Below are 15,190 nucleotides of genomic sequence, written 5' to 3'. Positions count from 1 at the left end.
CCGTTCTCCTGCAAGCTGCTGGGAGTATTCGACGTTTTTGAAATCCTGCCGAAGTTGGCGATACTCACCAGCGAGATTCTTGGGTCGGAATGCTGCACCAAGCGGTCGCTTCGCGCAGCACCTTCTATGACTCGGCGAGAGCCGCATCCGGCGGGTCAGAGACGACCAAATTAGGCGAGGGGTTAGTAATGAGTGATCAGCTCCAGCATGCGACCGAAGCATTGCGGAAAGCGCTGGTCCAGGTCGAACGCCTGAAAAAGACCAACCGCGCGCTGCTGGAGCGGACCAGTGAGCCGATCGCCATCGTCGGAATGTCGTGCCGGTTCCCCGGGGGCGTGGACTCCCCGGACGGCTTGTGGCAGATGGTTGCCGAGGGCCGCGATGTCATCGCGGAGTTTCCGACCGATCGCGGCTGGGATGTCGGTCAACTTTTCGACCCGGACCCGGACGCGGCGCACAAAACCTATGCGAACACCGGTGGCTTCGTGGACGGCGTGGCCGACTTCGACGCCGCCTTCTTCGGCATCGCGCCGAGCGAGGCGCTCGCGATGGACCCTCAGCACCGGATGCTGCTGGAGCTGTCCTGGGAGGCCCTTGAGCGCGCCGGAATAGATCCGGGCGGCTTGCGTGGCAGCGCCACAGGTGTGTTTGCTGGAATCATTGCTCAGGGCTATGGGATGTTTGCTGAGGAGATCGAGGGCTACCGGCTTACCGGTATGACGTCCAGCGTCGCCTCCGGTCGGGTGTCCTACGTGCTGGGCCTGGAAGGGCCGGCGGTGTCGGTGGACACCGCGTGCTCGTCGTCGCTGGTGGCGCTGCACATGGCGGTGCAATCACTGCGGTCGGGAGAGTGTGACCTGGCGCTGGCCGGTGGTGCGACGGTCAACGCCACCCCGACGGTCTTCGTCGAGTTCAGCCGTCACCGCGGCCTCGCTCCCGACGGCCGCTGCAAGGCCTACGCGGGCGCCGCCGACGGAGTGGGTTGGTCTGAGGGTGGTGCCATCGTTGTGGTGGAACGACTTTCGGACGCGCGGCGGTTGGGGCATCCGGTGCTGGCAGTGGTGCGGGGCACGGCGGTGAACCAGGACGGCGCCTCCAACGGATTGACGGCGCCGAACGGTCCCTCCCAACAGCGCGTGGTGCGCGCGGCGCTGGCCAACGCCGGTTTGTCGGCCACCGACGTCGATGTGGTCGAGGGCCATGGCACCGGCACCACGCTCGGTGACCCGATCGAGGCGCAGGCGCTGCTTGCCACCTACGGACAGGGACGCACGGAGGCAGGACGGCAACCGCTGTGGCTGGGATCGATCAAGTCGAACATGGGGCACACGCAGGCCGCGGCCGGTGTGGCGGGCGTGATCAAGATGGTGCAAGCCATGCGTCACGAGCTGTTGCCGGCGACCTTGCACGTCGACGAACCGTCGCCGCACGTGGACTGGTCGGCGGGTTCGGTCGAGTTGCTCGCTCAGGCCCAGCCCTGGAAAGCAGGAGCCGCCGGTGCCCGCCGCGCAGCGGTGTCGTCATTCGGCATCAGCGGCACGAACGCGCACGTGATCATCGAGTCGGCGCCGGTCGAACAGCCCCACGAGGCTGTGCCGCGGCGCCCGGCGGTGCCGTGGACGATCTCGGCCAAATCGGCCTCGGCGCTCACGGCCCAGGCCTCCCGCTTGGCCGAATACATAGGCGGGCGTGACGATCTGGATGTGGCCGACGTCGCTTGGTCGTTGGCGGGCCGTACCTCGTTCGAGCATCGGGCCGTCATCGTCGGGGGAGACCGTGAACGGCTGCTGGCCGGATTGGCCGATCTCGCGGCCGACGAGCCGGGGGAGTACATCCGGGGCGCGGCCCAGCCCACCGGGAAGACCGTCTTCGTCTTCCCCGGCCAGGGGTCGCAGTGGGCTGGCATGGCCGTCGAATTGCTGGACTCCGCACCGGTGTTCGCTCGGCAGATCGAGGCCTGCGCCGCGGCCTTCGCCGAATTCGTCGACTGGTCGCTGATCGACGTGCTTCGTGGCGCACCCGGTGCTCCGGGGTTGGACCGCGTCGACGTCGTCCAACCCGTGCTGTTCGCGGTGATGGTGTCGCTGACCGAGCTGTGGCGGTCGATCGGCGTGCGCCCGGACGCCGTCATCGGTCACTCGCAGGGCGAGATCGCCGCGGCCTACGTCGCTGGGGCGCTGTCGTTGCGCGATGCCGCCAAAGTGGTGACGCTGCGAAGCCAACTCCTGACCGGGTTGGCCGGGCCGGGCGGAATGGTGTCGATCGCTTGCGGTGCCGAACAGGCGCGAGAGCTGTTGGCGCCGTTCGGTGATCGCCTCGACATCGCTGCCGTGAACGGACCGGCGGCGGTCGTGGTATCCGGTGAGGTGGCCGCACTCGACGAGCTCAGCGCCGCCTGTGTCGAGCGCGAGCTCCGAGTGCGCCGGATCGACGTCGACTACGCCTCGCACTCCGTCGAGGTCGAAGCGATTCGCCGCGATCTCGCCGAGGTGCTGGCCGGACTCGAACCGTCCTCATCGCGCATCGCCTTCTTCTCCACCGTCACCGGAAGTCGTTTGGATACCGCCGGTTTGAACGCCGACTACTGGTATCGCAACATCCGTCAGACCGTGCAACTCGACCAGGCGGTACGCAGTGCCTGCGAGCACGGCTACCGGGTGTTCATCGAATCGAGTCCGCACCCGGCCCTGATCGCCGGCATCGAGGGCACCGCCGCCGCCTGCGACACCGAACCCGTCGTGGTGCCCACCCTGGGGCGCGAAGACGGTGGACTGCAACGGTTCCTGTCCTCGGCCGCCACCGCATTCGTCGCTGGGGTAGCCGTGAACTGGCGCGGTCTGCTGGACGGCGCCGGGTTCGTCGAGCTGCCGACCTACGCTTTCGACAAGCGCCGATTCTGGCTTTCCAGCGAGGGGAGCGTAGCCGACGCCTCTGGTCTTGGACTCGAGGCCAGCGAGCATCCGCTACTGCGTGCGGTGGTGGAGTTGCCCGACTCGGGCGGCGTGGTCCTGACCGGTCGGCTTGCTCCGAGTGTGCAGGGATGGCTGGCCGATCACGCCGTCTCCGGCATGGTGGTGTTTCCCGGCACCGGCTTCGTGGAATTGGCGATCCGCGCCGGCGACGAGGTCGGTTGTTCGGTGGTCGACGAGTTGACTTTGCGGTCCCCGCTGGTGATCCCGGCATCGGGATCCGTTGCGGTACAAGTGATCGTGGGAGCGGCGGCCGACGACACCGGGCAGCGTGCTGTGTCGATCTACTCGCACACTGACGTCGACGGCGGTTCGGTATGGGTGTGTCATGCCGAGGGCACACTGAGCCGTGGAGCCGTGGAGCCGAGCGCCGACCTGTCGGAGTGGCCGCCGAAAGGCGCCGTCGCCATCGATCTTTCCGGTGGCTACGAGCGACTGGCCGAGCACGGGTACGGATATGGGCCGGCGTTTCGCGGACTGACCGCGTTGTGGTCGCGCGGGCCGGAGCTGTTCGCCGAGGTGACACTGCCGGATCCGGCCGGGGGTTCGGCCGCCTACGGGGTGCATCCCGCGTTGCTCGATGCCGCCCTGCACGCCGCGGTATTGGCCAACCCGGCCGCCGAACTCGTGCTGCCGTTTGCCTGGCAGGGCGTGACGCTGCACGCCGCGGGCGCCTCGGCGGTGCGGGCGCGGATCGCGCCCGCGGGCGACTCCGCGGTCTCGGTCGAACTGGCCGACGGCTTGGGGCTGCCGGTGCTCTCGGTGGCTGCCATGGTGGCTCGCCCCGTGAACGAAAAGCGGCTTCGAGCAGCGCTTTCCGGCTCGGGTCCGGACCGGCTGTTCGAACTCGTCTGGACACCGGCGACATCCACCGGCGCTGCCGCGACGTCCTATGAGATCTTCGAATCGGTTGCCGGTGACGAAGATCCGGTGACGGCAAGTTACGAACGCACCCACCGCGTCTTGGCTGCGGTGCAGTCGTGGCTGACCGACCATGAGACGGGTGTTCTCGTGGTGGCGACCCACGGGGCCATGGCGCTGCCCGGAGAGGACGTCACCGATCTGGCCGGCGCGGCGGTCTGGGGGCTGGTGCGCTCGGCGCAGACCGAAAATCCGGGCCGCCTGGTGCTCATCGATTCCCTCGTGGCATTGGATGATTCGGCTGTGGCCGCAGCGCTGGCCGTCGGTGAGCCGCAGTTGCTGCTGCGGGGCGGACAGATCTACACCCCGCGGGTCCGGGGCAGCCGCGCGGTCGATCACATCCTGGAGCCGCCGGGCGACGGACCGTGGCGGCTGGGCCTGAGCAGTGCGGGCACCTTCGAAAACCTTCGCCTGGAGCCGGTGCCCAACGCCGAGGCACCGCTGGAGCCTGGTTACGTGCGTGTAGCCCTGCACGCCATCGCGGCCAACTTCCGCGACATCATGATCACGCTGGGGATGTTTACCCACGAAGCACTGCTGGGTGGCGAGGGCGCCGGCGTGGTGGTCGAGGTCGGACCCGGGGTCACCGAGTTCGCGGTCGGCGATTCGGTGTACGGCTTCTTCCCCGACACCAGCGGCACCCTGGTCCCCGGTGACGTCCGGCTGCTGTTGCCGATGCCGTCGCACTGGTCATACGCCGAAGCGGCCGCCATCTCGGCGGTTTTCACCACCGCCTGGTTCGCCTTCATGGACCTGGCACCCGTCAAGCCGGGGCAGCGGGTGTTGATCCACGCCGCCGCCGGTGGGGTGGGCATGGCTGCCACCCAGCTGGCCCGGCATCTCGGTTTGGAGGTGTTCGGCACCGCCAGCAAGGGCAAGTGGGACACCTTGCGCGCCATGGGTTTTGACGACGACCATATCTCGGACTCGCGCAGCCTGGATTTCGAGGAGAAGTTCCGCACGGTCACCGGTGGCGCGGGTATGGACGTGGTGCTGGACTCGCTGGCGGGCGAATTCGTCGATGCCTCACTGCGTTTGGTTGCTCCGGGTGGCGTGTTCCTGGAGATGGGCAAGACCGACATCCGTGACCCCGGAGTCATCGCGCAGCAATACCCGAGTGTGCGCTACCGCGCCTTCGACCTGTTCGAGCCCGGCCGGCCGCGGATGCACCAATTCATGCTCGATCTCGCCGAACTTTTCGACGCGGGTGTGTTGCGTCCGTTGCCGGTGACCACGTTCGACATCCGGCGCGCGCCGGCGGCGCTGCGCTACCTCAGCCAGGCCCGCCACACCGGCAAGGTGGTCATGACATTGCCGGGCCTGTGGGCCCGCGGCACGGTGCTCATCACCGGTGGCACCGGCATGGCGGGTTCGGCGTTGGCCCGCCATGTCGTGACCCAGCACGGCGTTCGGCATCTGGTGTTGCTCAGCTGGCGCGGCCCGGACGCACCCGGTGCCGCCGAGCTGGCGGCTGAACTCGAGGCCGCGGGTGCGCAGGTGCAAGTGGCGGCATGTGACGCTGCCGATCGCCCGGCGCTGGCCAAGGTGATCGCCGACATCCCGGTGCAGCGGCCGCTTTCCGCGGTGATTCATGCCGCCGGCGTGCTGGACGACACGGTGGTCACCTCGCTGACACCGGACCGGATCGATTCGGTGCTGCGAGCCAAAGCGGACGCCGCGTGGAACCTGCACGAGCTCACCCGCGATCTGAATGTCTCGGCCTTCGTGATGTTTTCGTCGATGGCTGGCTTGGTGGGTTCGTCGGGACAGGCGAACTACTCGGCGGCCAACTGCTTCCTCGACGGACTGGCGGCACATCGTCGGGCGCACGGGTTGCCGGCGATATCGCTGGGCTGGGGACTGTGGGATCAGGCCAGCGCCATGACCGGCGGGCTGGACGAAGCCGACCTGGCCCGGTTGGGGCGCGAAGGCGTCCTGGCCCTGTCGTCGCAAGAGGCACTGGAACTTTTCGACACCGCCCTCATTGTCGATGAGCCGTTTTTGGCGCCCGCCCGGATCGACCTAGCGGCGTTGCGCGCCCACGCCGTAGCTGTACCGCCGATGTTCCGCGACCTGGTCAACGCACCGACCCGGCGCCAGGTCGACGAGTCGCTGGCCGCGGCGAAGTCGAAATCGGCGCTTGCGCACCGGTTGCACGGGCTACCGGAAAACGAGCAGCACGCCCTGCTGCTGGACCTGGTGCGCTCCCACATCGCCACGGTGCTGGGCAACGTCGCCCCCGAAGCCATCGATCCCGATAAAGCTTTCCAGGACTTGGGCTTCGACTCCCTGACCGCGGTCGAAATGCGTAACCGGCTGAAATCAGCCACCGGGCTCTCGCTGTCACCCACCCTGATCTTCGATTACCCGACCCCCAGTGGCCTGGCCACCTACATCCGTACCGAACTCGCCGGATTGCCCCAGGAGATCACCCACACCCCGGCCGTACGCGTGACCGGTGAGGATCAGATCGCGATCGTGGGCATGTCGTGCCGCTACCCCGGTGGGGTGTATTCGCCCGAGGACCTGTGGGACATGGTGATCCAGGGCCGCGACGTGCTTTCGGATTTCCCGGCCGACCGCGGCTGGGACCTGGCTGGTCTGTACAACGCCGATCCCGACGTGGTCGGCACCTGCTACACGCGAACCGGGGGATTCGTCGACGGCGTCGCCGACTTCGACCCCGCTTTCTTCGGGATTGCACCCAGCGAAGCACTGGCCATGGACCCGCAACAGCGCTTGTACCTCGAATTGTCCTGGGAAGCGCTGGAACGGGCGGGCATCGAGCCAGGCTCGCTGCGGGGCAGCGCGACCGGAGTGTTCGCCGGGGTGTACACCCAGGGCTACGGCATCGGCGCCGCCCAGGCCGCGGAGGGCTTCCGCTTGACCGGACAATCTTCCAGCGTTGCCTCGGGCCGGGTCGCCTATGTGCTCGGGCTGGAAGGGCCCGCCGTGTCGGTCGACACCGCCTGCTCGTCGTCCCTGGTGGCGTTGCACATGGCGGTGCAGTCGCTGCGGTCGGGCGAGTGCGACCTGGCGCTGGCCGGCGGTGTCACGATCAATGCGACCCCCGACATCTTCGTCGAGTTCAGCCGCATGCGGGGCCTCTCGGCCGACGGCAGGTGCAAGGCATTCGCCGGCGCCGCCGACGGCACCGGATTCTCCGAGGGCGGCGGAATGCTGGTGGTGGAACGGCTTTCGGACGCGCAGCGACTCGGGCACCCGGTGTTGGCGTTAGTGCGTGGGTCGGCGATCAACCAGGACGGCGCGTCCAACGGCCTGACCGCCCCCAACGGTCCCTCCCAGCAGCGGGTGGTGCGCGCCGCGCTGGCCAACGCGGGTCTGTCGGCGACCGACGTGGATGCCGTCGAGGGTCACGGCACCGGCACGATGCTGGGCGACCCGATCGAGGCGCAGGCGTTGTTGGCCACCTACGGCCAGGGACGCGCAGAGCCGTTGTGGCTTGGATCGATCAAGTCGAACATGGGCCACACGCAGGCCGCCGCGGGTGTGGCCGGGGTGATCAAGATGGTGCAGGCGATGCGTCACCAGGTGTTGCCGGCCACGTTGCACGTCGACGCGCCCAGCCCGCACGTCGACTGGTCGACGGGATCGGTGGCGCTGCTCACCGAGCCGCGGCCCTGGCCGGCCGAAGCGGTGCGAGCCCGGCGGGCCGGGGTGTCGTCGTTCGGGATCAGCGGCACCAACGCCCACGTGATCATCGAATCCGGTCCCGCCGCACCGGCCGTCGAAACTCGCGGGCCGAAACCGGCGGTGCTGCCGTGGGTGGTCTCGGCCAAGTCCGCCGCGGCCTTGCGTTTCCAGGCCGGACGGATTGCCGAATACCTGGGCCGGCGCGAGGAACTCGATCCCCTGGACGTCGGCTGGACATTGGCCGGCCGATCGTCGTTCGAGCACCGCGCCGTGGTCGTCGGTGGCAGCCGGGACGAGTTGCTCAGCGGGTTGTCCGAGCTGGCCGACGACGATCTCGGTGCCGTCATCCGCGGTGTGGCGCAGCCCGGCGGCAAGACCGTGTTCGTCTTTCCCGGCCAAGGTTCCCAACTGCTCGGTATGGGTATGGGTCTTCATGCGACGTACCCGGTGTTCGCCGAGGCGTTCGACACCGTTGTCGGCGAACTGGACCGACACCTGCTGCGACCGCTGCGCGAGGTGATGTGGGGTCACGACGAAAGTGTGCTCAATACAACGGAGTTCGCGCAGCCAGCGTTGTTCGCTGTCGAAGTTGCGCTGTTCCGCCTGCTGGAATCCTGGGGCGTGCGGCCCGATTTCGTGATGGGGCACTCCGTCGGTGAGCTGTCCGCGGCGCACGTCGCCGGGGTGTTGTCGCTGGAGAACGCCGCCGTCCTGGTCGCCGCCCGGGCACGGTTTATGCAGCGGCTGGAGGCTGGCGGGGCGATGGTGGCCGTGCAGGCCACCGAGGAAGAGGTGCGGCCGCTCCTGACCGCTGAAGTCAGCATCGCCGCGATCAACGGTCCGGCGTCACTGGTGATTTCGGGTGCGCAGGAGCAGGTGCTCGAGGTTTCCGAACGCCTGCGGGTGCAGGGCCGACGGGTCCACCAACTGGCCGTCTCCCACGCATTCCATTCACCGCTGATGGATCCGATGATCGACGAGTTTGCCGCGGTCGCGGCCGGGTTGCCGATCGCGCAGCCCACCATTCCAGTCATCTCGAACCTGACCGGACAACCGGTCGGCGACGACTTCGCGTCGGCCGCCTACTGGAAGCGCCATGTCCGGGAAGCGGTACGGTTCGAAGACAGCATCCGCTACGCGCAATCGGCCGGTGCGACAAGGTTTTTAGAGGTCGGTCCGAGCGGCGGTCTGACTGCGTCGATCGAGGAGTCGTTGCCCGACGTCGCGATCACCACCAGTTCCGCGCTGCGTAAGGACCGGCCCGAAGCCGCGACCCTGATCAACGCGCTGGCTCACGTTTTCGTGGCCGGCACCCCGGTGGACTGGCGGGCGGTGTTGGGGCCGGCGAACTTCGTCGAATTGCCGACGTATGCCTTCGAGCGACGCCGGTTCTGGCTCTCCAGCGCCAGTACCGCCGTCGACGCCGTGGGCCTGGGTCAGGCAGCCGGTGAGCACGCGCTGCTGGGTGCGGTGGTCGACCTGCCGGCCTCGGGTGGTGTGGTGCTGACCGGCCGACTGTCGGCCGCGACGCACGGCTGGTTGCGGGACCACGCGGTCGGTGGCGTCGCGATCTTCCCGGGCGCCGGTTTCGTGGAGCTGGCCATCCGCGCCGGAGACGAGGTCGGCTGCACGACGGTCGAGGAGCTCACGCTGGCCGCTCCGCTGATCCTGCCCGAATCCGGTTCGGTCGCCGTGCAAGTCGTCGTCGATGCCGCCGACGAGTCCGGTTCCCGTGGCGTTTCGATCTTCTCGCGGGCCGAGAGTGGCTGGCTGCTGCACGCCGAAGGACTGGTGAATTCTCAAGCGCCGGAACCGATCACGGAGCTGTCCAGCTGGCCGCCGGTAGGTGCCAGCCAGGTGGACGTCACCGGCACCTACGAGCAGCTGGCCGAGCGCGGGTACGGCTACGGCCCGGCCTTCCAGGGACTGACCGCGATGTGGCGTCGCGGTGACGACCTGTATGCCGAAGTGAACCTCCCCGACACCGCGGGGCTGTCGCCCGCGGGATTCGGGGTGCACCCGGTGGTGCTGGACGCGGCGCTGCACGCCCTCATCGCGGGTGCCGACAGCGATCTGGGACGCTCCGACGGCGTACTGGTGCCCTTCGCCTGGCAGGGCGTGTGCCTGCACGCGGCCGGCGCGTCGGCGGTGCGGGCTCGCATCACCCCGACCGGGCCGTCGTCGGTGTCGGTGGAGCTGACCGACGCGCTGGGGTTGCCGGTGCTGTCGGTGGCCTCGATGGTGGCTCGTCCGGTGACCGAGCAGCAGCTCAGGGCTGCCCTGGCCGGATCGGCCGGCGACCGGCTCTTCGAGGTGAACTGGTCACCCGCGCCATCGTCGGTGACGACGGGCACCCCGCCCTACGAGGTGTTCGAGTCGCAACCTGTCGCGGGCGACACTCTGGCCGGTGTGTACACGGCCACTCACCACGCGCTGGCAGCCGTGCAGGCATGGCTGGCCGAGCACGGCTCCGGGGTGCTGGTCGTATCGACGCGGGGCGCGATGGCGCTACCGGGTGAGACCGTCACCGATCTGGCCGGCGCCGCGGTATGGGGCCTGGTGCGCTCGGCTCAGACGGAGCATCCCGGCCGAATCGTATTGGTGGACACCGATGTGGCCATCACCGACGACGAAGCGGCCGGCATTCTCGCCGTCGGCGAGCCGCAGGTGCTGCTGCGCAACGGCACCATCCACATCGCGCGCGTGCACGGCAGCCGCGCGGTGCGCGGATTGTTGGCGCCTCCCGGCGACGTGCCCTGGCGACTGGGCATGAGCAGCCCCGGAACCTTCGAAAACCTGCGCATGGAGCCCATTCCGGACGCGGACGCCCCCCTGGGACCGCGGCAGGTACGCATCGCGACCAGCGCCATGGCCGCCAACTTCCGCGACGTCATGATCGCGCTTGGCCTCTACCCCGACGAAGCCGCGGCGATGGGGGTCGAGGCATCGGGAATGGTCATCGAAACCGCCTCTGATGCCACACTGTTCGCGGCCGGTGACCGGGTGACCGGATTGTTCCCCGAAGGCACCGGGGCCGTGGCGACCACCGACGAGCGGTTGCTGATCAAGATCCCGGCCGGATGGTCGGACACCGAGGCGGCCACCGCGCCGGTCGTCTTCGCCACCGCGTACTACGCGCTGAAAGTCCTGGCCGACGTGCAGCCCGGACAGCGGCTGCTGGTGCATGCCGCCGCCGGCGGTGTGGGCATGGCGGCCGTGCAGCTGGCCCGGCACTGGGGTGTGGAGGTGTTTGCCACCGCCAGCAAGGGCAAATGGGACACTCTGCGTGCCATGGGCTTTGATGATGCTCACCTCGGCGACTCGCGCAGCCTGGACTTCGAGGACCACTTCCGCACCGCCACCGGCGGACGCGGCATGGACGTCGTGCTGGACTCGCTGGCCGGCGAATTCGTCGACGCGTCACTGCGGTTGGTTGCCCCGGGTGGGATTTTCCTGGAGATGGGCAAAACCGACATCCGCGACGCCGACGAGGTCGCCGCGCTCGGCGTGCGCTACCGCGCCTTCGATCTGTTCGAAGCCGGGCCCGACCACATCCGGTCAATGCTCGGCGAGCTGGCCGCACTGTTCGAAACCGGCGTCCTACAACCCTTGCCCGCCACTGTGTTCGACGTGCGTCGGGCGGCGGCCGCGTTGCGCTACCTCAGTCAGGCGCGCCACGTCGGCAAGGTCGTGATGACCATGAACTCCGGCGTCGGTGACGGCACCGTCCTGATCACCGGCGGAACCGGCATGGCCGGCTCGGCGCTGGCCCGGCACCTGGTGCACAAACACCAGGCGCGACACCTCGTCCTGGTGAGTCGTCGCGGCCCGGAGGCCCCGGGCGCCGACGAGCTGACCGCCGAACTCGCGGCGGCCGGCGCTGACGTGCGAGTCGTTGCCTGCGACGCGGCCGACCGGGCGGCGCTGGCCGAGGTAATGGCCGACATCGAGGGACAGCGTCCGCTGTCGGCGGTGATCCACGCGGCGGGAACGCTCGACGATGCGGTGGTGACGTCGTTGACCCCGGAACGGGTCGACGCGGCGATGCGGGCCAAGGTGGATGCGGCGTGGAACCTGCACGAGTTGACCCGCGACCTGAAACTGTCGGCGTTCGTGATGTTTTCCTCGATCGCCGGGCTGGCCGGCGCGTCGGGTCAGGCCAACTACGCGGCCGGCAACTCGTTCCTGGACGCGCTGGCCCTGCACCGGCGGCAGCACGGGCTGCCGGCCGTTTCACTCGGTTGGGGGCTGTGGGATCAGGCCAGCAGCATGACCGGGGCGCTCGGCGCGGCCGATCTCGCCCGGTTCGCCCGCGACGGGATCGTGGCGATGGGTTCGCAGGAAGCGCTCGAATTGCTCGACACCGCTTTGGTTGTCGACGAGCCGTTCCTGTTGCCGGCGCACATCGACCTAGTGGCGCTGCGCGCCAAGTTCGACGCCGGAACGTTGCCGCCGATGTTCGTCGACCTGATTAACGCGCCCGCGCGGCGCCAGGTCGACGACTCACTGGCCGCCGCCAAATCCAAGTCGGCGCTGCTGCAGCGCTTGGAGGGGCTGGACGAGGAAGAACAGCACGCCGTGCTGCTGGACCTGGTGCGCTCGCACATCGCCACGGTGCTGGGCAACACGACGCCCGAAGCCATCGATCCCGACCGGGCATTCCAGGAGCTGGGCTTCGACTCGCTCACCGCGGTGGAGATGCGTAACAGGCTCAAAGCCGCTACCGGGCTGGGGCTTTCGCCGACGCTGATTTTCGACTACCCGAACTCGGCGGCGCTGGCCGGTTACTTCCACCGGGAGCTGATCGGCGCGGCACACACAGACACGCAGCCCGCCGCGGCGCCCGGCGAAGAGGAGTTGCGGCGCGTCGTGGCATCCATTCCGGTCAAGCGACTGCGCCAGGCCGGCGTGCTGGATCTGCTGCTGGCGCTGGCCAACGAGCAGGACGGCGACCGCAACGGCGCTGCGGGGACACCGAACGACGCGTCGAGCGCCAAGGACCTCGCGGACATGGACCTCGACGATTTGGTCAACGCTGCGTTCATGGATGACGACGAGTGAGAATCGCCGTCACCGGTGCCGCCGGCGTGCTCGGCCGCGGCCTGGTTGCCAGACTGCTGAGCCAGGGCCACGAGGTTACCGGCATCGCCCGCCGTCGTCCGGAAAGCTGGCCCAGCGCAGCTCGTTTCGTGGCAGCCGACATCCGGGACGCGGATGCGGTCCGGGATGCGGTCGCCGGAGTCACCGTTGTCGCACACTGCATCCCGGCGCGGGGTTCCGACGATATCCTGGGGGCCGCCAACCTGCTGGACGCCATGTCCGACGCCGGCAGCGGGCGGATCGTTTTCACGTCCTGCGCGCAGGTCTACGGCCAGCAGCCGCAGCCGGCCACCGAGGACGACCCGCTGGACCCGACGACGCGCGAGGGGCGGTGTGCGGCCCGGGTGGAGCGGATGCTGGCCGATTCCGGGTTCGAGTGGGTGGCGATCCGTCTCCCGCTCGTCGTAGGCCGCAGTGTCGACAACCGATTGCGTGCCTTCGCCGCACTGCCGGTGGTGCTGCGCGGGCCCGCGGAACGCCGCATCCAGGTTGTACACACCGACGACGCGCTCCGGCTGCTCGACCAGGCCGTGCTGCAAGACGAAATCATCAGCGGGGCAGTGAATCTCGCCGCTGCCGGAACGCCATCGGTTCGACAGGTCGCGGCGGCGTTGCGGCGCCCGTCAGTGCCGATCGGCCCTGAGCTCGCCGTTCCGCTGATGGACACCGGCCGGCTGCGCGACGAGTGGCATCTCGAGCCGGCCTGGACGGCGCAGGAATGCCTCGAGGACTTTTCGCTCGCAGTGCGCGGCCGAGTTGCATTGGGCGACCTCGTGCTGGCGCTGCCCTGGCGGCTGGCCCCGGTCCAGGACCTGCCCGCGGTCGACACGCCGGCCGACGACGGGGTCGAGCCGAAACTGGCCGGCCCCGAAGGGGTGAACGGTGAGTTCGACACCCCGATCGACCCGCGCTTTCCCACCTTCCTGGCCACCAACCTGTCCGAGGCACTACCTGGTCCCTTTTCCCCGTCGTCGGCCTCGGTGACCGTTCGTGGCCTGCGTGCCGGCGGTGTGGGCATTGCCGAGAGGTTGCGGCCCGGCGGGATAGTGCAGAAGGAAATCGCGATGCGCACCGTCGCGGTGTTCGCCCACCGGCTCTACGGAGCGATCACCTCAGCTCACTTCATGGCCGAAACCGTGCCGTTCGCCAAGCCCGCGACCATCGTGAGCAACAGTGGATTCTTCGGTCCCAGCATGGCCTCCCTCCCGATCTTCGGTGAGGAGCGGCCGCCGTCGGAAACCAACCCGATCCGACGGCGGTTGCGCACCATCCGCAATATCGGCGTGTTCGGGGTCAATCTGGTGGGTTTGAGCGCGGGCTCCCCGCTCGACACTCACGACTACCGCGCCGATATCGATCGTTTGGAGCAACTGGTCGGCGACGATGTGACGCGATTGGATGACCGCCGGTTGTCGAGCTTGATCCTGCTGGCTCGCGACCATGTGGTGCACGGGTGGTTGCTGGCCTCGGGATCGTTCATGTTGTGCGCGGCGTTCAACGTGTTGTTGCGCGGATTGTGTGGGCGCGAGACCGCTCCGTCGGCCGGTCCGGAATTGGTCAGTGCCCGATCAGTGGAGGCGGTGCAACGACTGGCATCGGCGGCTCGGCGTGATCCGACCGTGCTGCGGGTGCTTGCCGAACCCGGTGAGCGCCTGGACAAGCTGGCCGTGGAGGCGCCGGAGTTTCACCGTGCGGTGTTCGACGAACTGGCGCTGATGGGACACCGTGGTCCGGCCGAGGTCGAGATGCTGTCGACCAGCTACGCCGATGATCCCGAGTTGCTGATCCGGATGGTCACCAAAGCCTTGAGCGCCCCGCCGGCGCCCGAACCACGACACGCTCCGATTCCGTTGCGCGCCAAGCCTGTTGCCCTGCTCGCCGCACGACAACTGCGCGACCGTGAGGTGCGCCGCGACCGCATGGTCCGGGCGATCTGGGTGCTGCGCGGACTGCTGCGCGAGTACGGCCGCCGGCTGACCGCATCCGGGGTCTTTGAATCCGTTGACGACGTGTTCTATCTGTTGGTCGACGAACTCGATGCGTTGCCCGCCAATGTGTCTGAGCTGGTGGCGCAGCGCCGTGCCGAGCAGCGCCGGCTGGTGGCCGTCGTGCCGCCCACGGTGTTCAGCGGCCACTGGGAGCCGACCGCTTCCTCGCCCGCCGTGCTGGCCGGCGGGGACACCCTGCGTGGCGTCGGGGTCTGTGGTGGGCGGGTACGCGGCCGGGTCCGGATTGTGCGCCCCGAGACCATCGACGACCTGCAACCCGGCGAGATCCTGGTCGCTGAGGTCACCGACGTCGGCTACACGGCCGCGTTCTGCTACGCCGCGGCGGTAGTCACCGAACTCGGGGGGCCGATGTCGCACGCTGCCGTAGTGGCCCGCGAGTTCGGCTTCCCCTGTGTGGTGGACGTACAGGGCGCCACCCGGTCTTTGCCGCAAGGGGCGCTGGTCGAAGTCGACGGCGCCACCGGCGAAATCCGCGTGCTGGAGCCCTGACCGCGATACCCTGTGCTTCACATCCGGCGGGGCCGGGGGAGGTGCGCA

The 15,190-nt window shown here is 68.7% G+C and carries 2 protein-coding genes; both read left to right on the top strand.

Annotated features, from left to right (window positions below; all coding sequences use genetic code 11):
- Window positions 1-188: 188 nt before the first annotated feature.
- The gene (locus tag JX552_RS17320) at window positions 189-12,605 is read left to right on the top strand and encodes a type I polyketide synthase (protein WP_205873264.1); all 12,417 of its coding nucleotides are present in this window, start codon (window positions 189-191) and stop codon (window positions 12,603-12,605) included.
- Complete coding sequence (locus tag JX552_RS17315; protein WP_205873263.1) at window positions 12,602-15,142, top strand: PEP-utilizing enzyme; 2,541 nt, start codon at window positions 12,602-12,604, stop codon at window positions 15,140-15,142. The genes JX552_RS17320 and JX552_RS17315 overlap by 4 nt, the downstream gene beginning before the upstream one ends.
- Window positions 15,143-15,190: the final 48 nt, after the last annotated feature.

Origin of the sequence: Mycobacterium gordonae (assembly GCF_017086405.1) — a bacterium.
GTDB lineage: Bacteria > Actinomycetota > Actinomycetes > Mycobacteriales > Mycobacteriaceae > Mycobacterium > Mycobacterium gordonae_D.
This window is presented reverse-complemented; position numbering and strand designations above follow the sequence as displayed.